Source organism: Clostridium sp. KNHs214 (assembly GCF_000744935.1).
GTDB lineage: Bacteria > Bacillota > Clostridia > Clostridiales > Clostridiaceae > Haloimpatiens.
Map to the genome: position 1 here is coordinate 597,859 of NZ_JQMW01000013.1, position 25,345 is coordinate 623,203.

Here is a 25,345-nt window from a genome sequence, read left to right on the forward strand (position 1 = left end):
ACTCTTGAAATTCATATGCTAAATCCGAGTTCTTAACCATATCTTCGTATTTATGCTGGCTTCCGCCAATAAAAGATTTTTAAAGCGATAAAGAGAAAAGCTAAAACTATTTCATTGAATGAAATAATTTTAGCTTATGCATGAACCAAAAACCATACTTTAAGGGAGTGAAAAAATTGGAATTGGGGACTACGAAACTAGCTTTAGAAGTTCTTAGCGTATTGTGATTAGTCCCAAATTACAATTTTTTTCACGGACTTAAAGTGTGGTTTTTCTTACGGCACTTACATCAAAATTTTCTTATTCTATGCCTCTTCCACTTCCACACTGTTGTCTTCTAACTTCTTAAGCACCTTCATAAACATGGAGGATATAAGAGCCACTGCCCCCAATATAAACCAGGACTTTTGGACACTTATATACATCAAAACCTTTCCCATAACCACAGGACTTACTATATATCCTAAGCCCATTATAAGTGGAAGTACTCCACTCATTCTTCCTCTATGAGAAATAGGAGTGTGATTAGCTATAAATGGCATAACACTTATAGATAAAATTATTTCTCCTACAGTAAACACAAAAACAGATATGAAGAAAAATGTCATGCTGTTTACCAACCCAAGCATTCCAAAACCTACAGTATAAAATATGCCTCCATATACTATACTAGTTAAGTTTTCTGTTTTATTTAAAAGCTTTGTAATTAATGGCGTCATAATCATAACTACAATTCCGTTAAAACTGGCTAAGTATCCATAATATTTTGATCCTAGGGCTCCATAAGTCTGTGAAACTTGAAGAGGAAACATAAATCCCCATTGGTTATAAACAAAATTGTATCCAAATGTTATAATAGCAAAATACAATAAAATTTTTCTATTCCATAAAACTTTAAATATAGAACCTTCCTCTTTCTTTTCAAGTTTTCTACTCTCATCAGCTATATCTTCCTTTGTAAGATGAATGGTTTCCTTAACAAAGAAAAATATAAGTCCTAAACCAATAAGTGCTGTTAAAGCGTCCCCTATAAATACCCATTTAAGATGATTTTCAAACAAAAGTCCTCCAATTACAGGACCTACAGCAAATCCAATATTCCATCCCATATAATCAAGAGCATAAGCTGCATTTCTATTCTTTGGTTCTGTCAAGTCTGCTATAATAGAATCATGTGCAGGCCCTGCAAATCCCATGACAGCACCTGCTATCATAAGCACATATATCATATATATATTAGGTTTCATAAATCCACATACTATATATAGAAAACAAGCTAAACTTTCAAATATAATTATCATTTTCTTTCTTCCAATGGTGTCTGCAAGTTTTCCCCCAATTACACCCGTTGGCATAAATAACATTCCTGATATACTCATATAAAAACCTGCTGCTTCTGTTGAAAGTCCTATCTTCTTAGTTAAGATAAGTGTCATCAATGGTCCTACAAAACATCCCATAGCATTTATAATTTTAGATGCAAATATTACATATATCTCGCTGGGCAGTCCCCTGTACGGTTCTAAAAGTTTCTTTAAATAATTCATTATAAATTCCCCCTTTTGTGCATATAAAGTTTTAATAATCTTAATTGTCATAATTTTTATTGTAATAAATCTATCCCCATGATAAATTTTGATATCCACCTCTTCTCTCTAACTCTATAAATTACAAAATCTAAAATAATATTAATATATAAAAAACCCCTCAGTACAACGTTGCTATACTGAAGGGTTTAATATCGTAAAATTCTTCTTATTCCTAAACGCTCATTAACACTAATATTATAAAACCTTAATGAATTCTAATACAATTTCATTACCTTAGCATTTAGAAAAAAACTAATTCTATAAAAATAAAAAACCGCTAAGCAAAAATGTCAGCGGTAATAAATTCATATATTTTATATAAACTATATAATTTCAAATTAATTTATGAATCATGAATTTCAGCAAATACATCTTTACTCTCTTTCAGCATACTACTATATTTAATTTTTGACGCACTTCTCCCCTTAAAATTAAAATTTGCTTTTAAATTAAGGTTTTCTATAATATTATCATTTTCATATACTAAAGATTGTAAAAACATACTCACACCTCCTTGATATTCATAAACTTTTAAATATTACAAAATTTATTATACTCCCTAAAATAAAATTAGTAAAGCTTTTTTATCGCTCACTGCTCTTCAAGCTCCAAGGCCCAAATAAAAACTTTATTCAAATACTTTATTTAAGCACCTTCAAATAAATAACAAGTCAATATGCTAGTATATTTGAATTGTTATTTATTTTCATGTACCCTAGCTATTTTCTAACTTCTAGTACTCAAATTCGATTTACTTATATGAAATATTATCATTATCATCCATGTAATGGAATAATATGTACTTATATAGTACATATCATTGAAAACGTATTCCTGACTTCTTTCATTTGTCTAAAAAAGTGATTTTTTGTACTTAAATTATTCATATCTTGTTAATCTCTATAATCATTAGTCCAAACATAGATTTTGTTAATAATTTATTTACTTTTTGAGCCTGATTTTTTTGTATTTTTTGAATTTATCTATTGATAATAATTCATTTTTCTTGTATAATTAAATTACAGTAAAGCTATTTTCATAAATGTGTGAAATGTTTAGTTTCTCCATTTAGCATTTCCCTTGAAAATTGTTTTCCTTAACAATTATTCCCCTCAAATTTCTAATTATTAGAAATTTAACCCCCTTAGGAAGCCAGAGCGTAGGGCTTCCTTTTTTTTATACTCTTTTTTATAGTATCTCTTATTTTTTATAAATCCCCAATCATTAACCTTCAACCCTTAAACACTATATTTAAGTTCTTTGTTTGATTACTAACTTAAGGCACATTCAAATAAATTTCAAGCTCTATGTTAGATGAATAAAGGAAATATAGTTTCTAATTTAAAATGTGATATTTTAGGTCTTATAAATTAGAAACTTTTATCAAGGTATGCCCACTATCTGGATAATAAATGCGTAAACAAAATAAAGATTAGGTATTTATATAACTATCGATTCCTGCTACCTTAATTATTGTAATCTTTTTGTAATATTTTTTTATAATTTTGTAACTCATTAGAGCTTTATATTTATTAAATTATTATAATAAGGTACTTTTTAATATACACAGAAATCTTATTAGGGGTTACTTATATCTTTATGAGAGTATATAATTAATATATAAATGAAATTATAAGTTTGAGGTGTTTTATATGGTAGAAAAAATATTAGTAGTAGAAGACGAGAGCTCCATAAGAGGATTCCTAAAAATAAATTTACAGAGAAATAATTTTCAGGTTATAGAAGCTGAAACTGGTGAACAAGGCATACAAAAAGCCTTTATAGAAAAACCTCAGGTTGCTTTATTAGATGTAATGCTTCCTGGAATAAATGGCTTTGAAGTTTGCAAAAAACTTAGAGAAAAATTTCCTCATATGGGTATAATAATGTTAACAGCAAAAAGCCAAGATATGGATAAAATAATGGGGCTAGAGTTTGGTGCTGATGATTATATTGTTAAGCCTTTTAATCCATTGGAATTAGTTTTAAGAATAAAAGCTCTTTTAAGAAGAATTGAAGAAAAAGATGGGGATGTTAAAGACAACACCATAATAGAGTTTTATCCTTTTAAATTAGATACTTATTCTCAAAAGGCGTATAAAAATGGATTAGAACTAGATTTAACTCCTAAAGAATACTTGATTCTAAAAATATTTATTGAAAACCCTGGCAAAGCATTTAGTCGAGATGAATTATTAAACACAATTTGGGGATTGGATTTTATAGGAGATACAAAAATAGTAGATGTAAATATAAGACGTCTTAGAACAAAAATAGAAGAATGTTCCTCAAGTCCTAAATATATAGAAACCGTCTGGGGAACAGGCTACAGGTGGAATAAAAATGAACAGCATTAAAAAACGTCTGAGTTTAAATTTTCTAACGGTAATATTTATAACTGTAGCTATATTTGAAACCCTTATTATAAGTGGTACTAAACAATATTATTATAAAAATATAGAGGACTCACTTACTAATCAGGTAAAAATGTCCTCTGAATTTTATACAAAGTATTTTTCAAATTCATCTTTAAAGGAGAACGTCCAAGAAAATGTAGATGTTTTTTGGAAACAAACTTCAGCCCAAGTTCAGATAATAGATGAAAAAGGCAATATACTAATGGATTCTATAGGTGTAATTCCTTCTGAAATAATTAAAGATGACTCCTTTAAAAATGCCATGGATGGTAAATTAGGAAAATGGCATGGCAATGTATCCTATTCTAAACATAAAGTATTCTCTGTAACATATCCTTTAAAATCTAATAATAAAATAGTGGGTGCCCTTAGATTTATAACTTCTTTAGCTCCTGTAGACAGAGAAATTTTTGCTATATCGATGATACTATCAGCTATTGGGTTTATCACTTTGTTTACAGCTCTGGTGGTAAGTATATTTATGTCTAATACAATAGTTGGTCCTATAAAAAATTTAACAGCAGTAGCACAGAAAATGGCTGCCGGGGATTTAAACGTACGTAATACTAAGACACTTGATGATGAAGTTGGAAAACTCTCCGATACCTTGAATTACATGGCAGATGAAATTCTAAAAAAGGAACAGCTAAAGAATGAATTTATATCTTCAGTTTCCCACGAACTGAGAACCCCATTAACCTCCATAAAGGGATGGGCTATAACTTTAAAAACTGATGAATTAAATGATAAAGACCTTATAAGAGATGGACTTCAAATAATAGAACAAGAAAGTGAACGCCTTACTGGCATGGTAGAAGAACTTTTAGATTTCTCAAAATTTGTATCTGGTAAAATTACTTTAAATAAGGAAATGGTAGACATCAACATATTACTAGAGTACATTAGAAAGCAACTGAGTCCTCGTGCTAATAGAGATAATATAAATTTTGTAGTTAAAAAAACAGAAAACATCCCAACTGTCGCTATGGATCCTAATAGAATAAAGCAAGTACTCTTAAATCTCGTAGATAATGCTTTTAATTTTACACCCGAAGGTGGTACCGTAACTGTTTGGACAGAAATTCAAAATAAATATCTAATACTTCATGTGGACGACACTGGTTGTGGCATAAGTGAAGATGACCTTCCAAAAATCAAAGAAAAATTTTACAAAGGTAAAAGCAGCAAATCTAAAAATGGAATAGGATTATCAATATGCGATGAAATAATAAAATTACATAATGGATTTTTCATCATAACCAGTGAACTTAATATTGGAACAAATATTTCTGTTAAAATTCCAATAGAAATTTAATTTTCGAAAAAATACACAGGGAGATAATATATAATGAAAAAAAAGGAAATATTTATACCTATTTTAATAATCATATTATTACTGGCATTTTTCACACAAGCCTGCAAATTTCCTGAGATTAACCCTATGGAAAAAATATCTGCACCTAGAAATAAACTTATTCCTATACAAGGGACTTGGAAAGTTGTAGATTATAAAGCTCCTAATAAAAATTCTAAACCCAATAAATCTATCATTGGCAAAACAGCGGAGTTCAACCAAAAGGGAGCTATATTTTCGGATGAGGCTTGTAAGTATCCTAAATATAAGGTTAAAGTAGTAAACGCAGTTGACTACTTATTTTACAACTATAAGGTAGTGCCAAAGGATTTAGGTATAAAAAAAGATAAAATAGAGGTTATTTCTGTAACCTGTAATGAGAATCTTTTCTATGATTTTATACTCATAGAAAAGAACAAACTTTTACTTTATATGGATGAAACATTTTTTATACTAGACAAAATTTCTGACGACACTAAAAATGTGGAAAAAATACAGGATAACACTAGTTATAAAAACAAAAATACTAGTGAAGCTTCTCGGCTTAATTCAGGAGTTTTCATCGCACTTCGCTCTGAAAGCTCAGATATATTAAGTTCTCCTTCCACCTATAGGACAATATGGATTTCCTCAAAAAATAAAAAAGCAGTTAGCACATTAGAAGACAAAGGAATATTTTTCCCAAGAAAAACTGGATTTTGGTCTATAAATGTTAATAGGATTTCAAATGCAGGTATTACGGAAGATAATATAGAAGCTCATCCAGTAGATGGCAGTGATAATAAAAATTCTAAACCCGTTAGAGCTCTTTTTAAAAGTTCTAAACAAAACTTATTTAGAAACATTTTATTTATATGTAATGATTACATCGGTACTGAATATTCAATGGATTCTGTATCTGATAATACTTTAAATAAACTTCAAGTACTGCCAGTAGACAACTTAGAAAATAAGAAAGGATTAAAAATATCTGATTTAGTGGGAGATATAGGCTCTGGAATTTTAAAAGATAGTATAAATTCTTTTTTATCTGTACGCAGTGACAAAAAGCAAGCTTTTCAAGACCAGACTGTTGATGAAGAAAACTTCAGATTATCCAGAAGAAATGGTCATTGGGTTATGGCAGGAAGATTAAATTCTCCTAAAAATCAAAATGACTATATAGATTTTGACTTAAATGTTTTTCCTCCTAAGAAACTTTTGACCTACGATGAATTGTCTTTATCCTGGAGTGATGTAAAAAACAACATTCCTAGTGCTACAGATGTATTTACTTCACCAAATGGTGATATAGCACTAGTGGTTTGTAGAAACAACCTTTACATTTACTCTATAGAAAACAAAACTCTATCTTCAGAACCTCTAAAAGAAATTCCTATAAAAGATAATGAATCAATAATTATGGCAGAATGGGCTACTGGAGATTACGTAGAAAAATGGACCGAAAGCTTTGAAAACTTTATAAAAAGTGAAAAAAATAAGAAATGATTAGAAGCTAGAGCATTCCCTTTATTGGAATAGCCCTAGCTTTCTTAATACCCAGCCACCAATTCCTAAAACTACCAATACCGTTAAGAAACCTTCTTACTCCAGTATCACAAGAAGCGAGTTAAAGTTTTAGGAGATTGAAACCTTAAAACATTTATAAACTCTTAACGTATTGTAATTACTCAACAATTACAATTTTTTACGGACTTAAAGTGTGGTTTTTCCTTATTTTATGCCTACTATTTTGTATACCTGTTCCATATCCAGATTTTCTCTAACTATATCTGCTAATTTATCTAGTTCCCTTTCCCTTAGACTTTCATATTCGCTAACTCCCTTGGGTTGTAATCCTTTTTTTATTCTCAAGGTATTTACTACATAATCTCTAAAACTTAAGCCATCAAAGACTCCGTGTATGTATGTACCCATTACATTACCCTTTTCATTTATAGCACCGTCAAATACATTTACCTTTTCTCCATTTCTGTCCTCTATTTTGAAAAGTGGTTTGCATCCATCACCATAGGAACTTATGCCCATGTGTATTTCATAACCATAGACCTTTTTATCTCTAATTTGATGTCCTTCTAACTCCTGTAGAAGCTCTGCATTTACTCTAGTGGTAACCTTCTCCTGCTCAAAAGTAGTAGTCATATTTAAAAGTCCTATGCCCTTTACTTCTTTTACCGCTGTCTCCACTTCATATGGATCCTTAAGTATGGCTCCTAGCATTTGATATCCACCACATATTCCAATGACCATTCCTTTTTCACTATATCTTTTAATTTCGTCTTCTAATCCACTTTTTCTTAAAGAAATCAAGTCTTCTATAGTGTTCTTACTTCCTGGTATTATTAAAAGATCTGGATTTCCAAATTCCTCTACCTTCTCAACAAATCTTACTGAAACATCCTCTTCATTTTTAAGTGCATCTAGATCCGTAAAGTTTGATATGTGTGGAAGCTTAATTACAGCAACATCAATATCTCCTTTAATTTCTTTATTAAAACTTACAGCTCCATCCTCATCCTCCAGAGCTAATCTAAAATGTGGGACTACCCCAAAGCATGGTATTTTTATTATATCTTCTAACATAGTAAGACCCGGTTTTAATATTTCCACGTCTCCTCTAAATTTATTTATTATAGTTCCTTTTACTCTGTTTTTTTCCTCATCATTAAGAAGAAGCATTGTTCCTGCTAGAGAAGCAAAAACTCCCCCTTTATCTATATCTCCTACTAAAAGTACAGGAGCATCTATAAGCTCTGCCATACCCATATTAACTATATCCCTATCCCTTAAATTTATCTCAGCAGGGCTACCAGCACCTTCCATTACCACTATATCAAATTCTTGTTCCAATTTTTCAAAATGCTCTTTTAGCATATCCTTAAATTCTAATTTCATGTTATGGTATTCCATAGCAGTACTGTTTCCATAAACCTTACCATTGACTATTATCTGGCACTTTTTATCTGAAGTAGGTTTTAAAAGAATAGGATTCATATATACCTCTGGCTCAAGTCCTGCAGCATAGGCCTGAAGCACCTGTGCTCTACCCATTTCCTTTCCGTCTAATGTTATGTATGAATTTAAAGACATGTTTTGGGATTTAAACGGACATACCTTATATCCATCTTGCTTAAATATCCTACATAAAGCTGCCACTAATATACTCTTACCTACAGAAGATGCTGTACCCTGAATCATTATCTTAGCCATATTTTTTCCCCCTTTATTAGTCTATTTATAATTCCATCGCATTGTATCTTTTTGTGGTTTAATCAAACCATTACATTTCTACTGCCCATATAAGCTATCTTCTTCTTAATTTTTATATTAACAATTTACCCTTAATATTGCAATACTTTGTAAATCTTTTGTAATACATATATTTGCTATTTATTGTATAATTAATGTAGAAAATTTGAATTTATTAATAAATTGTTTTAAAATAGTTATTAAGGCACATTCAAATAAATAATAAATCATCATACTAGTCTATTTTGCATCATACTAGTCTATTTTGCATCATACTGCATCAGCAAAACCCGCCGATAGTGCTACCAAAGGCGGAACCTGCTTCCTAGTCTAACACAAAATACACTAGAAACTTTGAATTGTTATTTCTTTTCATGTACCTAAGATTAAACTTTATCGAGGTGATTAACATATGTATAGTAAAAAATTAGCTAAGTTAACACTTCCTTTAGCTTTTTGCTTTGTTTTATCCATTAGAGGCCTTTTTATACCTGCTAATTATAAAACAGCAAATGCATTTGGAACTAAAATTTCTATAGAAAACTTAATACAATTTTTAAATACATCTTTCCCTTCCAATGACAACAAAAAAACTTCTTGTGAAAAAGATTCTTCTTATTCAATAAATGAAGATATAAATAGAGATGGAGAAAAAGAACTTATTATATGGAACCATGATACTAGAGATGCCTACAAAGTAGAGGTTTTAAGGAAAAATGACTCTGATTATGTGGACGATCCTCTTATGTATCCTTACTATTTTCAAAATGTAGTTAACTACTATAAAACACAACTTAAAAAACCCTATAATAGCAAGAGCCCAATAATGTGGTATTACCTAAGTGACGCTGAACTAAAGATGAACAAACCAAAAGAGGCACTTATTTCTATTGAACAGGGTATATCTAATCTTAAAAACGATGACAGCGCTTTATACGGAATGCTTTTATCTCTTAAAGGAGAATCCTTAAGGCGCCTTGGTGATTATGAAGCTGCTTTAAAAACCCTAGATAAAGCCATGCAATCACTTATATCATCTAAATTTAGTGACAATGCTAGTATTATAAATACTTATTTTTATATTGGAAAAACTCTAGATTCTATTGGCTATGATGAAGTTCAAAAAGAATACTATAGAGCCGCTATATCTCTTGCTGCAAAAGAATATGGTGTTAATTCTAAAGATTATAATAAAATAACATATAAAATTCAAAGAAGATTAAACAAAATGTCATATAATCATAAAGTACACGAACAAAAGCTAACTAAATAATGGACAAGTATAAATTTATTCATAAATCAACAAATTTTCAAATATATAATAAGCTATCTATAATATTTTAATCAAAATTGACTTATTAAAGCTCGTGAACTTGTAAAAAATACACCCTTTTTTAGGGTGTTCTTATTGTGCAATCTATTTTATTAATGTTAAAATTACTGTTTTTTCTTACTAAATAAATTATTTATAAAACTATATATATTAGATTTAAAATTATTTTTTATTATAAACCTTTTCTGATAATCCTTAAAATCCCAAATCTCTAAAAATTCTTTTCCTGCATAATATCCTGCTTTATATAATGCTGCAGTTTTTTCTTTAGTAATATTGAACTCTGTTGATTTTACACCATCTACAGGAATAAATACGGTTCTAGTAGCATCTCTTTTACTGAGCTCTTTGTATACAGAGTATTCACTCATAGTACTAGCTATATCAAATAAAAAAGACATAGGATCATTTTTACCTTTTGAAGTCAAACTTTCATCCTTCTCTTTTGCTTTAAATTTGAATCCTATTATAGGTATTTTTATATTATCCGTGTCAAATATATCTATAGGATAATTACAAGTTACTCCTCCGTCTACCATATAGCTAATTCCATCTTTATGTTTAAACTCCACAGGCTTAAAGTAAAGTGGGATGCTTATGCTCATTCTAACAGCCTTAGCCACTGAAAATTCTCCTGGTTTTTCTCCATAATCCACCAAATCATCCGGAAGGACCACTTTCCTTTTTAATGTTATATCCGAGGTTATAACCTTTAGCTTACTCTCCCCGTTTTCCATAACATCTTTAAATTTAACTATACCTTTTTTCTCTAAAAGCTCTTTTATCCAGTTTTCAAAATAATCCCCCGAATATATACCCTTATCTCTAAAAATTCCTAATGCCATTCCAAATACTGGAATCCTATTGACAGAATCCTTATCTAGAAATTTTATAAAATCCATTTCAGACAGTATCTTCTCTAATTCCTCAGCTTTATATCCTGCTATTACAAGTGCTGCTATAATAGCTCCTACAGAAGTTCCTGCTGCCCTTTTCCATATATAGTTATATTCCTCAAAGCTCTTAAGAGCTCCTACGATGCCTATTCCTCTTATACCTCCACCTTCAAAAACAGCCATTGCTTTTACAAAGCTATTCATCTAAATCCCTCTCCTATGCTTTTTATTATATTATACATCACTTTTCGTAAAAATGTACAAACTGTCAAATAGAATTGGTATAATTTGGTCGAACTATTTTTAAGACTCTAACCCTATCTATTAAACGTAACCACATCACCCATTAGTGTTATTTCATCCTCATCTACTACAATTCCTCCAGTGTTTTTAATAGCATAAACCCTATCTGTTTTTTCTTTTAATACCAGTTCGATGCACTTGTTTTGTATATGATTATCTTCATAATGTACTTCAGTGTAAAAATTCTTTTTTATTAATCCTAGCCCTTCGCAATATTTAAATTCTGGATTACCCTCATCTGGAGATATATAATAATTTTTAAGTTGCATTAAAGCTCCTGCACTTGATCCGATAACTACTTTACCCTTCTCTATGCTTTGAAGTAAGTCCTTTTCTAAAACACGTTCAACTGCATTTTCAGTGTCACCACCTGTTAAAAATAAAATATCACTACTTTCTATAATTTTTTTCATCTCCTCAATAGTATGCTGAAAATAGTTAATCCATATAATATTTTCTTCACTAATTCCTAAATCTACAAAAGGCCTGACTGTTTCTCTGTAGTACTTACCATTATTTTTGTTGTACATACTCTGCCAATTCATATCATTACTTATTCCTTTACCAAATGAAAACGGAATAATCGTAACTTTATCATTACACTTTATATATTTTCTCACTTTATCTCTAGCCCATTTTTCATTAAAATTATACTCACTTAATAATATATTTACCATTTTAATCCCCCATTAAGTAAAATCCTATATTATATACCCTTATATCCTTTGCATATCCTTGAATTCATATTTGCAAAATCATAAGATTATTGCAAATAACTATATTTATGATTATCCCACAAAAAGCATTACATTACCCAGATTATGAAATTTCTCTGGAATGACTTACATAAGAAGCACAGGAGCTGTTTAAATTAAATTTATTGTTCCGAGCTTTTATTCAAGTCATGGAGGAGAAATTTCGTAATTCCATCACATTATACCTTATTATAAGTTAACATATTTATTTTTAACTTTTGTTCCTTGGTGAAAAATCAACTGCCACCTGTTATCAAGAAGTTTCCATATGGAACTTCTCATGGCCTTCACTCCATCCCCAGTACCTATAATTGTATAATAAGTAATTAAAGCAACCTCCTTGGATAAAATCTTACCCTTAAAGTCATATGCATTTATTTCTATTGGTTTTGAATTAGGTATACCTTCTAAAACATCTTTTTTATCACATACAAAACCTGATGAACAAAACTCAATAAATTCATCTGCTATCAATCTATCTAACTCTTCTCTAGATGCTCGTATTTCTGACTTGAGTGATTTTTTCTCAAGGTCTATTACTTGTTTTAACATATCATTATCATTTATCATATGCCTTCGTTTTCCCTTCTAGTATAACGTTGTCTAAAAATTTTTTGCTTTCAACCATAATTGTTTCATACTCGTAATCATGAATATAGTGGCCACAATTTAATAAAACATATTGGCTTTCAGGAACTCCTGAAATATATCCCATTAAATATTTTTGCCATTGTTTTTTATCCCATCCTGTATCTTTGCCGTTGGAAATGAAGAACAGCATAGGAACTTTTGGTGTACCCATATTATTAACTTTCTTTGCACTTTCTTGAATACGTCCTAATTCCTGTAACATTGTTTTTGTAGCTGTCCTTCTATAAAAAATTGCTTTATAAATTTCTTTTTCATCATCAGTTAAAGTTCCATATTTAATTGCTGCTGAGCTATTACAAATTGATGGAATAAATCGTGTCAAGCCAATTTTAGCTGCAAATGAGGACATGTTTAAAAACACTTTGTTTGGCATTGAATAGGTTTCATATGCCTCCGGAACAGCTGGATCTAAGCCCACAATTGCTACAACTTCATCTGGATACTTTTGTGCCCAATACAATGCCTCTATTCCAGACATTGAATGCGGCACTAATACATATGGAGCTTTTTCTCCAGCTATAGTTAATGCTTTTCTTGTTTCTTCTAAAACTGTATCTATATCTCTTGGAGCATCCACAACTTCACTAAAACCATATCCTGCTTTCTCTATAACTGCAATACGATAATCACCGTTTAACCGAGAATATACGCTTTTAAAATCCAAGGTTGGAGAGCAAGTCCCGCCTCCTGACATAAATACTAAAGTAATCTTACCCTTACCTTCAGTATAAACATGCATATCATGTTTATTAACTTTAACCATTTTGCCTAAGGGCTGAAACAATTTAGACTCTTTATTCAACTTGATTTTATGATTAATCAAGCTAATTAAAATAATTACCACTAATATTTTTATTATTATTAATGCTCCTTTTCCTACCCTTTTTACCACATTCCTCATTATTTCCTCTTTTCCGCTCAGTAAAACTTACTATAAATTATATTTATATCGTCATATTCTATAACCATCTACATTTTAACAAAGCTTTGCATTTATATTTTTAACAAATACTTACTTACCACCTATTAATTTTAATGCTTTACTAAGGTCTACTATAATTTAAAACTCCTTTCCTATCCATTCTCTTTTTAATAATCCATATAGTATATGGTTCACATATCTATCATTTAGCCATTCAGCATCTCTAATTATCCCTTCTTCTGCAAAACCGTACTTTTTAGGAAGTGCTCTGCTTTTTAAATTTTCTTCTGCAATAGTGATTTCAATTTTATTTAATTCCATTTCTTTAAATCCATAGTCAATAAACACTTTTAAAGCTTTTGTCATTATTCCTTTCCCTTGGTATTCCTGTCCAAGCCAATATCCAATAGATGCAGACCTTCTACTCTTGTCCACATTATAGTAACCTATCAATCCTGCAAACTTCCCTTTAAAAATAATTATTGCTTTAAATCCCTCATCTGAAACATATTGCCTTTGAGCTTCTTCTATAAAAGACATTATATCATCTACTGATTTAGTTTCTATCACCCAAGGCAGCCACCTTTTTAAATGTTCTCTACTGTTATCAATTAATTTATAAAAACGCTCAGCATCCTGTTTATTAGGCAGCTTTAACTCAATATCATTGTCTACTATATATTTGAACATACTTCCACCCCATTTCTAAACATAAATAATATTATTTTATATCTAATGTTATTTAGTTTATTTTTTAAGTTCATTTGTATTTATATAATTTAATCCTAAATTCTCTTACTCTTCCTCGTTTTGTTCTAAACTTACTTAATAGTTATAAACTTTTCCATTATATATCTACTATCATGGATATTCTGTACAATTTTATATCCATTTCTAAGATACAAATTAACAGCTCCCTTATTTTTAACAAATACATATAGAAATATATCCTTATTTTTCTCTTTTGAAACTAAATCAACATATTTCAAAACTTCCGTTCCTATGCCTCTTCCTTGAAATTCTTTAAAAATATATAAATCATCCAGTTCAAGCTTTTCTCCATAAGTGTGCAAGTAAAAATATCCTACCTTAACACCCTTAATATAAATACACATATAACTTTCTATATTATTTTGTATCTTTTTCTTAATCCAAGTAAATATCTTTTGAAAATCAAGCTCTAAATTAGTTTCGTACTTTTCAATGAGATTTTTATTTAGCTCAAATATTTTGTTTTTATCTTCCTCTGTAGCATTTTTAAAGGTTATTTCCATAGTCTCACCTCCAATAGTATTTTAATATCAATTTTTATACACCACCTGAAATTCTTCAAATACTATCAACATGTCTTCTGAAAAATTCATTCCTTTCTCACTTAATTCTTTAGTGAAAAAGTCTATATGCACTTTTCGCCAATATTTTAAAGATTTATCTCCCTCACCTTCTATTTCAGCCAATTCTTCATTTACATCTCTAAACGGAACTAAAACAACATTTTTGTTTCTTATAATGCAATTTGCTATTCCATTCCAATCAGTAATAACACTATATTCCCCTTCCTTAGGCAATTCCTCTTTTTCTAACTCATAAAGACAATAAAGTGAGGAGGTTCCTCTTTTTATTCCCTTATTAACTAATTCAGCTAAATTATTAGCACTTTTTTCATTATTGCAAAAATACCATGAAGTGTAATTTTTATTAGTAGTGGTGATATTCTCCCCTATAGATGTCAAATAATCTTCCCACATTTTTTTCACTGATTTATGCTCTTGTTCCATCATTTAAACTCCCCTTTATCTTATAATTTAATATTGTAGAAACATGTGCTTAATTACTTTTACCCCTCCAATTGGTGATCCATGATAAACTAAATTCATAATTTATGCCATTACCAAAACCTTATAAAACTTTATAAAAAGATTATATAAATATATAGTTTTATAGTCTTTCTTTAGCTGTTAACAAACCCCCTAAAATCCCTCAAATATTATCCATGCTCTCATTTCCTTTTAAATTTCCTGAATAATCTAATTATTTTCTCAATAAACCTGTCACCTTATCTATTACAAAAAACACAAGAATTATTATTCCAATACCCATTAGCCATTTAAAAAATTCTGGTATTTGAACATTTTTTAATAACTTTCTCCAAAACTCTGCGAAAATAATTCCAATGACCCAGAACAAAAGGTTATATATTTTAGATTTTTTCATATTTTCTCCGTCCTTCTTTGTATGTATTTTGTTAAAAATAATTAATCGTCTCTAATTTTTACAAGCACTTTCTAATGCTTCTTCGCTTGATAAATATCCTTCAGGGTATAATACAATATCAATTCCTTTATTGTTTTCTATATCATTTTTTAACTGTTCTATTCCTTCTTCATGTATTGGTTGTCCTATTAAGATTCTCATATTTATTTACCTCTTTATAATTATTTTAGCTTAGTTAAAAACTCCATTTATTGTAAGCACATAATTACAGCACTATACGTTACAATTATGACTGCTCTACCTAAACATCTGAATACACCAAGTTTTATAATCATGTTTTTTATAAAATTTAATAATACCTTCCATATCTTTTGTAGAAGAATAAATTAAGGATCTTTTAACTCCGTTTTCTTTAGCAATTTCTAATATTTTATCTAATAAAATTGTACCTATATTAAAGCCTCTATTATCAATACACACATAAATATCATCTATTTCAATATAAAGTTGTCCGTTATCCATTACAGCCATATTTCGCGATTTATGAACTGTACCGTAAACAAATCCTACAATCTTCTTATTTAACTCAGCCACAAGAAAATATTTACCCAGTTTACTTTCTAAATAATCCTTATCAGCAGCAACAAATCCATAAGTTATATCTTCTTTAGCCCATTGCTGTTGTAAAGCTATTATATAATCTAAATCTTTATATACACATTCTCGAATGATTAAATTATTCATAATATCCTCCAAAATTTTCAACATAAATTTGAGGTATTTAATAATTTTTACCCCTTAAATTTATATAGATTCTACTTAACTATCCCTACTCTTCTCCTACCATTTTATAAATTAAGCTTAACTATAAAATCATTAATAAAAAAAACAATTGCAGCTATCCCTGAAAAAACTATACATACATTACTCATTAAAATGGCCCATTCACGTTTATATTTTGTTTGATTAATATATTCATTACCTAATCCTAAGTAGGGAAGGAAATATTTATCTGATAATTTGCCTAGAAAAAATAGTAAAATATTAAAAACGTTAATCATAAAAAATAGAAAATAACAATTTTGTTCTCCTAACAATTGATGAGTCTTTATCCACTTTACTACTGAAAGAATTAGAAGTATGGGCATAAATATTATGTACTGTATTTTAAGAATCTTTTTTGATAAAATAATTTTTTTTTCTACAATAGACCATAATATTGCTAGTACCAAAGCTATAATACCTGTATTTATATAGAATCTTACATCTTTCATATTACACCTCAACCATAAAAAATAATCTTTTTAAATTTAAACTATATATCTCTTTTCTTGTTTATTAAAACTATCTTGTTTCTCTACCTACACGTCCTGCTAATAATCCCATACCAAAACATATAATTGCGGCAATTATTACAGCAATTTGCTCTGAAGGATAATCAATTAAATATTGAAAATAATCAACTGTAATATCTAATATATTACTTCTTGTAAATTCTATATTTGCTGTTAACATAACCTGTTCTACTACTGCGATAGGAATCTGAACTAAGCATAAAAATCCTAAAAATAATCTTACACCTAGGCTAAAGACTTTTTCTATGTAGTACTTATTAAACACTGAAATAATAATCATTGAACTAAAAATAGGAATTACAACATAATTTGTATTAAGTTTATGAATGGAAAACCCGTAAACAATACTTATGAAAATGCAGAGTATAACTGAACCCAGAATTGCCTTAAATATATTATTTTCAACTTCTTTATTATCTTCAATCATTTCTTCTAGTGTAACATTATCATCTAATGGAAATTTATTTATTTGTTCTTCCATGGTCAATAACAGCTTTTCAATATTTATACCTTTAAAAAACATCAGAGAAATTTGAAAAGAACAAGTTGGAATACCATTAAGTGAATTAAAATTACTTCCTATGGTTCTTTTTCTTTTTTTATATCTATCCTTTTCAAGCAGAATCCCTAACATAGTATTATTGTTATATTCAAATACTCCAAATTCGTAAATTTCTTTCCAATAAGCTCTAAAAGTCCTAAAAGGAACTGAGGCTTCCAAATATTCTGATGTGATTTCAATATAACCCTTTTTTAAAACCAAAACAAATATAATCATATATCCAAAGAAAATAGTTAACCCCAATAAAAATAAACCTGCAAGTAAACCTACTATTAATTGCTCTTTAGTCATAACAATTAGACAAAACCCCGCACCTATACCAAACATAATTGAAGTAAATATAAAAATGAAATTTAAAAATACACTAAATTTTGCCTTTTGATAATAAGGTATAGTATATGATTCCATAAATATATCCCCCTTAAGTGTATATTAATCATTCCTAATTTCTTACTATATTGTGCCTTTTACTAAATTCATTCATTATATGTTTTTACAAATAAAATATGTTTAAAACTAGTAATACTTTTTAATATAAAAGTATTACTAGTTTTAATACATTAATTATATAGCATTGCTCAATTTACTAATGCCTCTATATCTGTTTCAAAATCTAATCTTCCATCTTCATAATTTATCCGATGACTACCTGCCGTAACACTCCCTCTTCTAACAAAGTGGGAGATAACGGCAGCTACGTCCCTGGATAACGATCTCTAACCTTCAGTTGGAGTAAAAACTCCATCTTAAGCTAAGAGCTCTGTTTATAATTAGATGTAAATTATTTCTACTCCTGAAAAATTAACATTACCAACCAATGTTAAAGTATTTGTTGTTATTTCATCTCTTTTATTCTTTTCTTCAATGGAAGCTAAAAATACATCCGCTTTATTTTCAATCTTCCAACTTTTAGGTATATATAGTTCTACGCCTGAAAAAGAAGCATTAATCCTAACTATAGCATTATTATTACTCATGACTGCGTTATCAAAATACACCTTCATCGCCCCAAAAGAACACTTAAAATCCGCTTGCTCAAACTTATCTGTATTTATATATTTTATAGTACCACTAAACGAATTATTAAATCTAACATAGCTTTCATCTTCTATATCAATTTTCTCAAACTTGCCATCTTCACAATCGCATTTGAAATTAACCATTTTGGTATGTTTATGAAAAATCATAGAAAGACCAATACTACCAAGTGCTGCTGCAAGTAATACAGTCCAAGGTGTAATCTTTGTTATCCCTAATTGTTTATCATATATTATACAAATAAATGCAATAGGGAATAAAATACCTGAAAAATTAAGAGTAAATAAACTTTTAACAATAACCACCACTAAAAAAACTGTTAACAATAAGCTAAATACATTTACATCAGGAAAGTACCCAAGCTTATTTATAATTAAGAAAATCCCTCCTAATATAAGTATAAATCCCCAAAAAATCTTCTCTTTTTTCATATCATTTCCTCTTTTCTAATAATTTAATTTTTAATGGTTTATAATAATATCTTGAAACATACACCTGTTTATGAGTATTTTGAAATTCAACCTTACTTTATGATGATATACTACGTGTAATGGAGTAAATATGATTTGTATTTAGAATAGTTGATTTTGAAACTCTCATAAAATATCCTGGTAAAAATTCTTCAAGCTCATAAAGCTTATATTTCACATTATATATATTATCAATGGTATGTGCGCAAATCCCATTTCTTTCAGTTTCAAAAAATAAAATTTCTTCTAAGGAAATATAATACTCAGTATCACCTTTGTAAAAAGTTATGCGTTTTTTGTATGATAGCATATGGTCAAGCATAATTTGAATATTTTTAACATCTTCGCTTAATTCACTACATTTAATAATAACTTCATTTTCTTCAATTTTATTATCTACCTCAATTTATATTTTCATATTTCCACTCTCCATATTTTTATTATATTAACTATTTTTCCCTTTGTAAATATAACAACAGTAAGTGGTTAGTTTTTGCTTGTAACTGGTATACTTTTTATACAGATATTGTATTAAAATATATATAATAAGAAAATTACGAAGCAAACAATCATCATTGTGTTCAAAATCATAACAACTTTATTTTATATTTTTTTCCTATTTCTTTGACATCTTTCCCATCAATAATAATTCCTGATTCCTCATATAGAATATATAATTCATTATTATAGTAATCAATAAGTTCATCATCTGTTTCTTTATAATGACACCAAACATCTTTATTGTTTAAAAAATTTAAACCTTTTGAGTCTTTTAAATTAACAATATTCTTATCTGCATGTTTTGCAGAATCAATTGTTTTTCCAAATATGATAGCTCCAGCAGAACCTCCATAAATAACACCACCATTATTTAAGAATTTAATGCATTCTTTATCAAACTTAGTATCTTTCAATGTTTTTAGCAGTCGATAAGTATTTCCTCCTCCAATAAATACGCCTGCATATTCATTGGACAATTTCTTTTCTTGCAAATCAGTCCACATTTCAATTTTATAAATTCCATATTCGCTATAAGTTTTTGAAAACCAATTATAGCACTCTTCATATGTAAAGCATGCTTCCTCCATTGCAACAGGAATATATATCAACACCTTTTCTTTATTTATTTTATTAGCAAAAAAACTATCAATTGGCTTAACTTTTTCTGCATCTCCTCCTCCTGATAATATCAACATGCACAATCACCTCTTAACTAATTTATCTATGTGTACTTAATTAGCCATTTTTTACTGTTGTTACACAAATAAAAAATGTTATACCTCAAAAACACCATTAATGTAATATTTTTAAGATAATTAAAGGAGCAGTAAAACTATAATAAATCCTGCAATACGATTCTGTGGCTTTCCATCCTTAAAAAAATCTTTTATACGCTATATACAAAACTATAACATCAGATTTTAGTTTTTTTGCATTAACATTTAACTTTTAAAAAGTTGTCTTTAAGCTATTCAAGTGTATCCACTCCAATATAGTCACACCCCATTTCTGTAAGTATTTCCAAGTTTCCAACTGTTACGCTAAGGATGTTTCTTTTCACAATCAATACTTTTATATTTTAAATAAGAAATAAGAATTATACTCATTTGATTACATTTCGTACTTCCAATTTCTATATAATGTATTACCACCATTAACTATGATATGACACAAAATTGAATAAATAATAGATTGAGTAACAAGGGTCAAATAAGTAAAATACAATCCGAATATTAAAAAACCAAAAAACATTAATAGAGTTTTCTTTTCAATAGACCAATAATTTAAATGAAAAAGCATAAAAATAACTCCATTTAGTAATATAATTATATTAGCATGATTCCCTAATAGATAAACCGTTATAGGCAAAATTAACCCCCGAAACGCTACTTCCTCAAATATGGGTTGTACTACTCCATAATGAAAACATCTTAATTTACCATTTATTGGTGGATAATAAGCATTTTCATTATATATACAAACAAAAACCGTGCTTATTGCAATATACAATATACACCTAATTCCAAATTCATTATTTACAGGATATTTAATTATATAGTCAATAGGTTTGACAATTAAATATACAACTAATAGTATTAATCCCCAAAAGTAATAGAATACGCTATCCCATAGTTGATATTTTATTAGCATAGGAAACTTTTTTTTAAAAAACTTTTCCAATGCTTTATACGAAAATAATATTATGAATATTATTATTAAATAAGCTATTTTACTCATTTATACATCCCCTCTTTAATTTTCATATTATATACATAAAGTTTTATGTTTACTAAATTCTAATTTCATAATCTCATTTTCTATGGAAAGCCTTTGCCCTTCATATAAATTACTATAGATAATACTAAATTTGTATTTTAATTAATAAATTTTTGTTGCATCCCTTGGCAATTCTTTAATGTGTTTTATGAATGCAAAGCTTCTTTTGGCTTCATCATAATTATATTCATACCCAAGCATCTTACCTACTTTAGGTGCAACCTCCATAAATAACTCACATGTTGCAATCAATGCATTCCACGCAGAATTATAATCCCCCATATTAAAGGTACTCATGAATTTCGTCCACAAGTCTAAATCTAGATATTCTTTTAAATTTTTACTTGCTTTTCCCATACTTACCTTAAATTTCGTTTCAGTACCAACGTACCAATCTAACATGGTTAGTAACTCTTGTCGTACATAATTATTCATTACTTCTATTGTAAAAAGAATCTCCTCTCTCCAAAGTCCCTTTGCACAATATGGGGCCACCCACCAAAAGTTATTGCAGCGGCTAAAATATTGTCCGTATGTAGGCTTTTTAACCCAATAATCTTCATCAGATGCTACTGGAATTTGTGGCAAACAATTATCTTTATCAAGCAAAGGAACAGTGAGCTTGTCCGTTCCATATTCTTTTATTAATACTTCCATAGGCTGAATATGCAAGTCAATTCTATTTCCATCTGTAAACTGCATTAAATATGTATAACCCTTCTTAAAATCAATATCTTTTCCTTGCATTCTATCCAGTTCATCAGGGAATTGAAAAATAAGCTGCTCCCCAAATACATTTATCCAATCCTTATCTTGAATAAATGACTCTGTTTCAGTAACTACATAAACAATGTCATAGTCTTGAAAAATATCCTTTTTCACATTAGAATTTGCCCTAGAACCATTCATATAAACAGCTCTTATTCGTTCCTCTCTATTTGCAACACCTAATATTAAATCGAACATTTCCTGCTCGTTCCTCATAATAACACTCCTTTTCATTACTTTATTAAATATGAATGCTTTTATGCCCCACTTTGCACCCATTCAAAAAAGTCTTTAGGACATTCTTCAAAATCATAATCATCAAAATAAATACACTTTGACAAAGGTAATATTCTATTTAATTCATTTATAATAGTTGTTTTTCCACCACCAGATACAGCAGCAACTACAATTACTATAGGCTTTTTATCTGGTGATTTTCAAGCCTTGTACTAGCTAAATCCATTTTAAACTCAATCTCATGTTTTAAAGGTATATTAAAATCTCCTATTAATGGAATTGATGGTTTTAGCTTTCTAGAAATGTCCAATGCATTGCAGTATAGATTTGACATCTCAAATCCTCGTTTTTGGTAAAATCCTATGGAATTGATATTATCATTTGTTGTAATCAATTTTATTTCCCTACACTTCTTCTCTCTTGCTATTTCAATAACTTTATTTACAAGAGCAGTTCCAATTCCTTGATTTTTCTTTAAACTGTCTAAAGACATAATTTCACATTCATTACCCTTAATTTTATATGTAATTAATCCATTAATCGTTTCTTTATCATATACAACAAAACCATCCAATTTTGTCATATCAACTATTTCTCCTCTGACAGCCATATCAGTAGTAAACCAATGTGAAATAATAAAACCATTAATTTGTTTTCTATTTTGAGAGGATATTACTTTTATATCCATGCTTGTACCCTCCTATTTATTCTTTCAAAAATTATTCATCTTTCTGCTTATATCCAAAAAACTCAAATCTACCGTCTTCACATTCTTTAAGTGTATACGGATTTGTTTCATCAAGCCAATTAGATAAAAACATTGAATATATTAAACTTAATAATTTATCCCTCTCCATATGTTTCAGTGAAATATAAAAATCCTATTTTTTTAACCTTATAATTACTTATCACATTACCTGTTAATCTATCATATACCTTATAACCCTCAATAGTGTAAACCATAGCATTTTCCTTATCAAGCATATCTTTATCTGCTTTATATAAAGAATCCATAGTTCTTATATTTCCTCTAAATGCCCCTATTGGATGTCCATCTATAAATAAATGTGCTCTAATGGACATTGAAGGATTTATATGAGCTATGATAAATCCACATATAACTATTGTAAAAATACATAATGTTACTATAATTTTTTTTGAAAATTTCATGTTCTTTCTCCTTTCTAACTTTATCAGTACCTATTCAGCTACTATAAATACTGTAATTTTAATTGTATCTATCAATGCACCTTTTTCATATTTAGAATAAAGAGAAAAAATTGCCTATCATTTATTCTCTTCTATAATCATAAATTTCATTTTTAACTCTTAATTCTACACCATTTATTTTTATTGTCTCATCATTTATCCCTTCCATATGAACTTTTTCACAGTGGTACTGCCAATAAATATTTTTCGTTTTCCTTGTTTTATTATTCTTTAATGTACCTAAAACTGCAAAACCTGTTGTGGCTCCACCATTATTCAAATAAGCGGTTACAGTATATGTTCCATTAGGTGAAGTTGATTCACTAAGATATTCTTGACCTTTAATTCTCTGAATATCAAAAAATACCCAATTGATAGCATAAGCTGCTCCACCAACCAAAATGGCCATAATGATACCTATCTTTATAAGCCTATTTTTTGTTGCATAAACCACCCTCCCATGAATAATTTTACATTTATATTAATTATAACATTTATACTATAATATATAAAATAATTCCATGTATTTACTTAAATAGTATTAATTATTTTATACTATTTTTAATATTATTGGCTTTTCTACCTCTTTTACTCTTACACAAAAGCTAGAAATTAAGAAATACGTTTTTCCATTTTATTCTTCTGCATATATTCTACATAATTATGGTATAATTCTAAAGTACAATTCAAGAAAACTTCTCCTCACATTTGTTTGAATGAATAAGTTCAACTCACCAAATCAGAGATTCAGAGTTTCACTTATAGTTGAATGTGGGCTACTGGTATCACTCACCTTTCTTGTGAAAGGAGGTGATACATATAAGTAACGATACTTTAATGTTACTATTTCAGGCAGGATTATTTTTATTAGCACTATTAACATTTATAGTGTTACTTATTGATAAAATGTCAAAAAAATAGTAGCCCCAAGTCCAATTGGTTAGCTACTAATTTTTTATTATATATATTATAGTGATGCCAGTTGCCTAAGCAACTAGAATTATATACTATAGGGTGTTAGTAGCACCCTATTTTTATTTTCTGGATTTCTTATTTATATTATATCAAATTTTTATAAAAAATAAACCTCATGTTTTTTATTTTTTAATTTTCAACTTAATAAATTAGGCATTTCCAAAATAATCTTCTATAATCACCTAAGGTAATGTCAAAACTTAAATATATCTTCTAGGTTTATAGACATATCTGGAAAAACCGTGCTTATATAGTTATCATTATTCTTAAAAACATTTGTTATTTTATACTGATTATCTATTAATGAATATTGTACTATATACCCTTCTTGTTCAACTATATTATATTCAAGAACACCAAATCTTTGATAAACATCTAACTTTGTTATATAGTCATGAGTTGCGGTACTTTTTGAAATAACTTCAAACACAATCCTTGGCGCTGATGTGAAACTTTCACCTTGCCTAGTAAATTTTTCACACATTACAAATACATCTGGTTTATACTTATACACTTCTTCATTATTTCTAAAAATTACTTCAATAGATTCCGTATATACATCGCATTTACTTTTATCAAGAAACGTCATTAATTTAAAATTTAATCTTGATATTATTTTATTATGTTGAATGGAAGTATTAGATGATAATATAATATATCCGTTACTATATTCAGCCTTACCATTATAATTAGCCTGAATATTTTCAAAATCATCTTCTGTGTAGTGTATATTCTTAGCGTACATACCTCGTCACTCCCTTACTTTAATGC

The 25,345-nt window shown here is 28.7% G+C and carries 29 protein-coding genes and 1 pseudogene; 5 read left to right on the top strand and 25 right to left on the bottom strand.

Annotated features, from left to right (window positions below):
• Positions 1–305: 305 nt before the first annotated feature.
• Together CC89_RS18085 and CC89_RS20735 are read right to left on the bottom strand one after the other, a co-directional pair.
• Positions 306–1,547, bottom strand: a complete 1,242-nt coding sequence (locus CC89_RS18085; RefSeq protein WP_035294546.1) for an MFS transporter — start codon at positions 1,545–1,547, stop codon at positions 306–308.
• A 385-nt stretch (positions 1,548–1,932) separates the two neighbouring features.
• Positions 1,933–2,091 carry a hypothetical protein gene (locus CC89_RS20735; RefSeq protein WP_185750809.1) on the bottom strand — a complete coding sequence of 53 codons (159 nt, stop codon included), beginning with the start codon at positions 2,089–2,091 and terminating at the stop codon, positions 1,933–1,935.
• Between the two features lie 1,150 nt (positions 2,092–3,241).
• On the opposite strand from CC89_RS20735, the gene CC89_RS18090 reads away from it, so the two are divergent.
• Genes CC89_RS18090 through CC89_RS18100 form a run of 3 tightly spaced genes read left to right on the top strand, consistent with a single transcriptional unit; the run spans position 3,242 to position 6,848 of the window.
• Positions 3,242–3,946: a response regulator transcription factor gene (locus tag CC89_RS18090; protein ID WP_035294548.1), complete on the top strand. Its 705-nt coding sequence runs from the start codon at positions 3,242–3,244 to the stop codon at positions 3,944–3,946.
• Positions 3,927–5,321 (top strand): sensor histidine kinase, encoded by a 1,395-nt coding sequence (locus CC89_RS18095; protein ID WP_185750816.1) that lies wholly within the window; start codon positions 3,927–3,929, stop codon positions 5,319–5,321. Before CC89_RS18090 ends, CC89_RS18095 begins: the two co-directional genes overlap by 20 nt.
• A gap of 33 nt (positions 5,322–5,354) precedes the next feature.
• The gene (locus CC89_RS18100; RefSeq protein WP_035294551.1) at positions 5,355–6,848 is read left to right on the top strand and encodes a hypothetical protein; all 1,494 of its coding nucleotides are present in this window, start codon (positions 5,355–5,357) and stop codon (positions 6,846–6,848) included.
• A 225-nt stretch (positions 6,849–7,073) separates the two neighbouring features.
• Here the strand turns inward: CC89_RS18100 and CC89_RS18105 are convergent, their stop codons facing one another.
• Complete coding sequence (locus CC89_RS18105; protein WP_035294553.1) at positions 7,074–8,570, bottom strand: cobyric acid synthase; 1,497 nt, start codon at positions 8,568–8,570, stop codon at positions 7,074–7,076.
• Between the two features lie 451 nt (positions 8,571–9,021).
• Between CC89_RS18105 and CC89_RS18110 the strand changes: the two genes are divergently transcribed.
• A complete protein-coding gene (locus CC89_RS18110) occupies positions 9,022–9,882 on the top strand; it encodes a tetratricopeptide repeat protein (RefSeq protein WP_035294555.1) in 861 nt (286 codons plus the stop codon).
• A 164-nt stretch (positions 9,883–10,046) separates the two neighbouring features.
• Here the strand turns inward: CC89_RS18110 and CC89_RS18115 are convergent, their stop codons facing one another.
• The 21 genes and pseudogenes from CC89_RS18115 to CC89_RS18205 form a co-directional block, all read right to left on the bottom strand.
• Complete coding sequence (locus tag CC89_RS18115; RefSeq protein ID WP_051931981.1) at positions 10,047–11,042, bottom strand: patatin-like phospholipase family protein; 996 nt, start codon at positions 11,040–11,042, stop codon at positions 10,047–10,049.
• A 113-nt stretch (positions 11,043–11,155) separates the two neighbouring features.
• Positions 11,156–11,818, bottom strand: coding sequence for a Type 1 glutamine amidotransferase-like domain-containing protein (locus CC89_RS18120; protein WP_035294557.1), 663 nt, complete (start codon positions 11,816–11,818; stop codon positions 11,156–11,158).
• A gap of 267 nt (positions 11,819–12,085) precedes the next feature.
• A complete protein-coding gene (locus CC89_RS18125) occupies positions 12,086–12,466 on the bottom strand; it encodes a nuclear transport factor 2 family protein (RefSeq protein ID WP_035294559.1) in 381 nt (126 codons plus the stop codon).
• Entirely contained in the window at positions 12,456–13,448 is a 993-nt protein-coding gene (locus CC89_RS18130; RefSeq protein WP_035294561.1) for an alpha/beta hydrolase, read from the bottom strand. The genes CC89_RS18125 and CC89_RS18130 overlap by 11 nt, the downstream gene beginning before the upstream one ends.
• Before the next feature lie 159 nt (positions 13,449–13,607).
• Positions 13,608–14,159, bottom strand: a complete 552-nt coding sequence (locus tag CC89_RS18135) for a GNAT family N-acetyltransferase (RefSeq protein WP_035294563.1) — start codon at positions 14,157–14,159, stop codon at positions 13,608–13,610.
• Between the two features lie 131 nt (positions 14,160–14,290).
• Complete coding sequence (locus CC89_RS18140; RefSeq protein WP_051931983.1) at positions 14,291–14,743, bottom strand: GNAT family N-acetyltransferase; 453 nt, start codon at positions 14,741–14,743, stop codon at positions 14,291–14,293.
• A 27-nt stretch (positions 14,744–14,770) separates the two neighbouring features.
• Positions 14,771–15,250, bottom strand: coding sequence for an ASCH domain-containing protein (locus CC89_RS18145; protein WP_353601595.1), 480 nt, complete (start codon positions 15,248–15,250; stop codon positions 14,771–14,773).
• Between the two features lie 250 nt (positions 15,251–15,500).
• A complete protein-coding gene (locus CC89_RS18150; RefSeq protein WP_035294566.1) occupies positions 15,501–15,683 on the bottom strand; it encodes a hypothetical protein in 183 nt (60 codons plus the stop codon).
• 51 nt (positions 15,684–15,734) lie between these two features.
• Positions 15,735–15,884, bottom strand: a complete 150-nt coding sequence (locus CC89_RS20740; RefSeq protein WP_185750810.1) for a hypothetical protein — start codon at positions 15,882–15,884, stop codon at positions 15,735–15,737.
• Between the two features lie 96 nt (positions 15,885–15,980).
• On the bottom strand, positions 15,981–16,427 hold the full coding sequence (locus CC89_RS18155; RefSeq protein WP_035294567.1) for a GNAT family N-acetyltransferase: 447 nt from the start codon (positions 16,425–16,427) through the stop codon (positions 15,981–15,983).
• 104 nt (positions 16,428–16,531) lie between these two features.
• Positions 16,532–16,957: a hypothetical protein gene (locus CC89_RS18160; protein WP_035294568.1), complete on the bottom strand. Its 426-nt coding sequence runs from the start codon at positions 16,955–16,957 to the stop codon at positions 16,532–16,534.
• Positions 16,958–17,027: 70 nt separating this feature from the next.
• Complete coding sequence (locus CC89_RS18165; RefSeq protein WP_035294570.1) at positions 17,028–18,008, bottom strand: hypothetical protein; 981 nt, start codon at positions 18,006–18,008, stop codon at positions 17,028–17,030.
• Between the two features lie 362 nt (positions 18,009–18,370).
• Positions 18,371–19,069, bottom strand: a complete 699-nt coding sequence (locus CC89_RS18170) for a LiaF transmembrane domain-containing protein (protein WP_035294571.1) — start codon at positions 19,067–19,069, stop codon at positions 18,371–18,373.
• 1 nt (position 19,070) lies between these two features.
• Positions 19,071–19,514: pseudogene (locus CC89_RS18175) on the bottom strand (LytTR family DNA-binding domain-containing protein).
• A 181-nt stretch (positions 19,515–19,695) separates the two neighbouring features.
• Positions 19,696–20,304: a Type 1 glutamine amidotransferase-like domain-containing protein gene (locus tag CC89_RS18180; protein WP_051931985.1), complete on the bottom strand. Its 609-nt coding sequence runs from the start codon at positions 20,302–20,304 to the stop codon at positions 19,696–19,698.
• Positions 20,305–20,719: 415 nt separating this feature from the next.
• Complete coding sequence (locus CC89_RS18185; RefSeq protein ID WP_035294573.1) at positions 20,720–21,346, bottom strand: CPBP family intramembrane glutamic endopeptidase; 627 nt, start codon at positions 21,344–21,346, stop codon at positions 20,720–20,722.
• Between the two features lie 141 nt (positions 21,347–21,487).
• On the bottom strand, positions 21,488–22,369 hold the full coding sequence (locus tag CC89_RS18190; RefSeq protein WP_035294576.1) for an aminoglycoside 6-adenylyltransferase: 882 nt from the start codon (positions 22,367–22,369) through the stop codon (positions 21,488–21,490).
• A gap of 196 nt (positions 22,370–22,565) precedes the next feature.
• Complete coding sequence (locus tag CC89_RS18195) at positions 22,566–23,078, bottom strand: GNAT family N-acetyltransferase (protein WP_035294577.1); 513 nt, start codon at positions 23,076–23,078, stop codon at positions 22,566–22,568.
• 31 nt (positions 23,079–23,109) lie between these two features.
• Positions 23,110–23,247, bottom strand: a complete 138-nt coding sequence (locus CC89_RS20745; RefSeq protein WP_185750811.1) for a hypothetical protein — start codon at positions 23,245–23,247, stop codon at positions 23,110–23,112.
• Positions 23,234–23,560, bottom strand: coding sequence for a YjcN family protein (locus CC89_RS18200; protein ID WP_035294580.1), 327 nt, complete (start codon positions 23,558–23,560; stop codon positions 23,234–23,236). The genes CC89_RS20745 and CC89_RS18200 overlap by 14 nt, the downstream gene beginning before the upstream one ends.
• A 121-nt stretch (positions 23,561–23,681) precedes the next feature.
• A complete protein-coding gene (locus CC89_RS18205; protein ID WP_185750812.1) occupies positions 23,682–24,053 on the bottom strand; it encodes a DUF5412 domain-containing protein in 372 nt (123 codons plus the stop codon).
• 383 nt (positions 24,054–24,436) lie between these two features.
• Between CC89_RS18205 and CC89_RS18210 the strand changes: the two genes are divergently transcribed.
• Complete coding sequence (locus CC89_RS18210; protein ID WP_185750817.1) at positions 24,437–24,520, top strand: putative holin-like toxin; 84 nt, start codon at positions 24,437–24,439, stop codon at positions 24,518–24,520.
• 247 nt (positions 24,521–24,767) lie between these two features.
• Here CC89_RS18210 and CC89_RS18215 read toward each other — a convergent pair whose 3' ends face one another.
• Entirely contained in the window at positions 24,768–25,319 is a 552-nt protein-coding gene (locus tag CC89_RS18215) for a Uma2 family endonuclease (protein ID WP_035294581.1), read from the bottom strand.
• Between the last annotated feature and the right edge of the window lie 26 nt (positions 25,320–25,345).

Bases quoted from the DNA above. Each gene is read 5' to 3' on its own strand.
- CC89_RS20735 (WP_185750809.1), bottom strand. From the start codon at position 2,091: ATGTTTTTACAATCTTTAGTATATGAAAATGATAATATTATAGAAAAC.
- CC89_RS18165 (WP_035294570.1), bottom strand. From the start codon at position 18,008: ATGGAATCATATACTATACCTTATTATCAAAAGGCAAAATTTAGTGTA.
- CC89_RS18110 (WP_035294555.1), top strand. From the start codon at position 9,022: ATGTATAGTAAAAAATTAGCTAAGTTAACACTTCCTTTAGCTTTTTGC.
- CC89_RS18090 (WP_035294548.1), top strand. From the start codon at position 3,242: ATGGTAGAAAAAATATTAGTAGTAGAAGACGAGAGCTCCATAAGAGGA.
- CC89_RS18200 (WP_035294580.1), bottom strand. From the start codon at position 23,560: ATGAAATTTTCAAAAAAAATTATAGTAACATTATGTATTTTTACAATA.
- CC89_RS18135 (WP_035294563.1), bottom strand. From the start codon at position 14,159: ATGTTCAAATATATAGTAGACAATGATATTGAGTTAAAGCTGCCTAAT.
- CC89_RS18215 (WP_035294581.1), bottom strand. From the start codon at position 25,319: ATGTACGCTAAGAATATACACTACACAGAAGATGATTTTGAAAATATT.
- CC89_RS20745 (WP_185750811.1), bottom strand. From the start codon at position 23,247: ATGGAGAGGGATAAATTATTAAGTTTAATATATTCAATGTTTTTATCT.
- CC89_RS18105 (WP_035294553.1), bottom strand. From the start codon at position 8,570: ATGGCTAAGATAATGATTCAGGGTACAGCATCTTCTGTAGGTAAGAGT.
- CC89_RS18210 (WP_185750817.1), top strand. From the start codon at position 24,437: ATGTTACTATTTCAGGCAGGATTATTTTTATTAGCACTATTAACATTT.
- CC89_RS18140 (WP_051931983.1), bottom strand. From the start codon at position 14,743: ATGGAAATAACCTTTAAAAATGCTACAGAGGAAGATAAAAACAAAATA.
- CC89_RS18180 (WP_051931985.1), bottom strand. From the start codon at position 20,304: ATGTTGATATTATCAGGAGGAGGAGATGCAGAAAAAGTTAAGCCAATT.
- CC89_RS18100 (WP_035294551.1), top strand. From the start codon at position 5,355: ATGAAAAAAAAGGAAATATTTATACCTATTTTAATAATCATATTATTA.
- CC89_RS18120 (WP_035294557.1), bottom strand. From the start codon at position 11,818: ATGGTAAATATATTATTAAGTGAGTATAATTTTAATGAAAAATGGGCT.
- CC89_RS18190 (WP_035294576.1), bottom strand. From the start codon at position 22,369: ATGAGGAACGAGCAGGAAATGTTCGATTTAATATTAGGTGTTGCAAAT.
- CC89_RS18170 (WP_035294571.1), bottom strand. From the start codon at position 19,069: ATGAAAAAAGAGAAGATTTTTTGGGGATTTATACTTATATTAGGAGGG.
- CC89_RS18145 (WP_353601595.1), bottom strand. From the start codon at position 15,250: ATGATGGAACAAGAGCATAAATCAGTGAAAAAAATGTGGGAAGATTAT.
- CC89_RS18195 (WP_035294577.1), bottom strand. From the start codon at position 23,078: ATGGATATAAAAGTAATATCCTCTCAAAATAGAAAACAAATTAATGGT.
- CC89_RS18150 (WP_035294566.1), bottom strand. From the start codon at position 15,683: ATGAAAAAATCTAAAATATATAACCTTTTGTTCTGGGTCATTGGAATT.
- CC89_RS20740 (WP_185750810.1), bottom strand. From the start codon at position 15,884: ATGAGAATCTTAATAGGACAACCAATACATGAAGAAGGAATAGAACAG.
- CC89_RS18125 (WP_035294559.1), bottom strand. From the start codon at position 12,466: ATGATAAATGATAATGATATGTTAAAACAAGTAATAGACCTTGAGAAA.
- CC89_RS18085 (WP_035294546.1), bottom strand. From the start codon at position 1,547: ATGAATTATTTAAAGAAACTTTTAGAACCGTACAGGGGACTGCCCAGC.
- CC89_RS18115 (WP_051931981.1), bottom strand. From the start codon at position 11,042: ATGAATAGCTTTGTAAAAGCAATGGCTGTTTTTGAAGGTGGAGGTATA.
- CC89_RS18160 (WP_035294568.1), bottom strand. From the start codon at position 16,957: ATGAAAGATGTAAGATTCTATATAAATACAGGTATTATAGCTTTGGTA.
- CC89_RS18185 (WP_035294573.1), bottom strand. From the start codon at position 21,346: ATGAGTAAAATAGCTTATTTAATAATAATATTCATAATATTATTTTCG.
- CC89_RS18155 (WP_035294567.1), bottom strand. From the start codon at position 16,427: ATGAATAATTTAATCATTCGAGAATGTGTATATAAAGATTTAGATTAT.
- CC89_RS18130 (WP_035294561.1), bottom strand. From the start codon at position 13,448: ATGAGGAATGTGGTAAAAAGGGTAGGAAAAGGAGCATTAATAATAATA.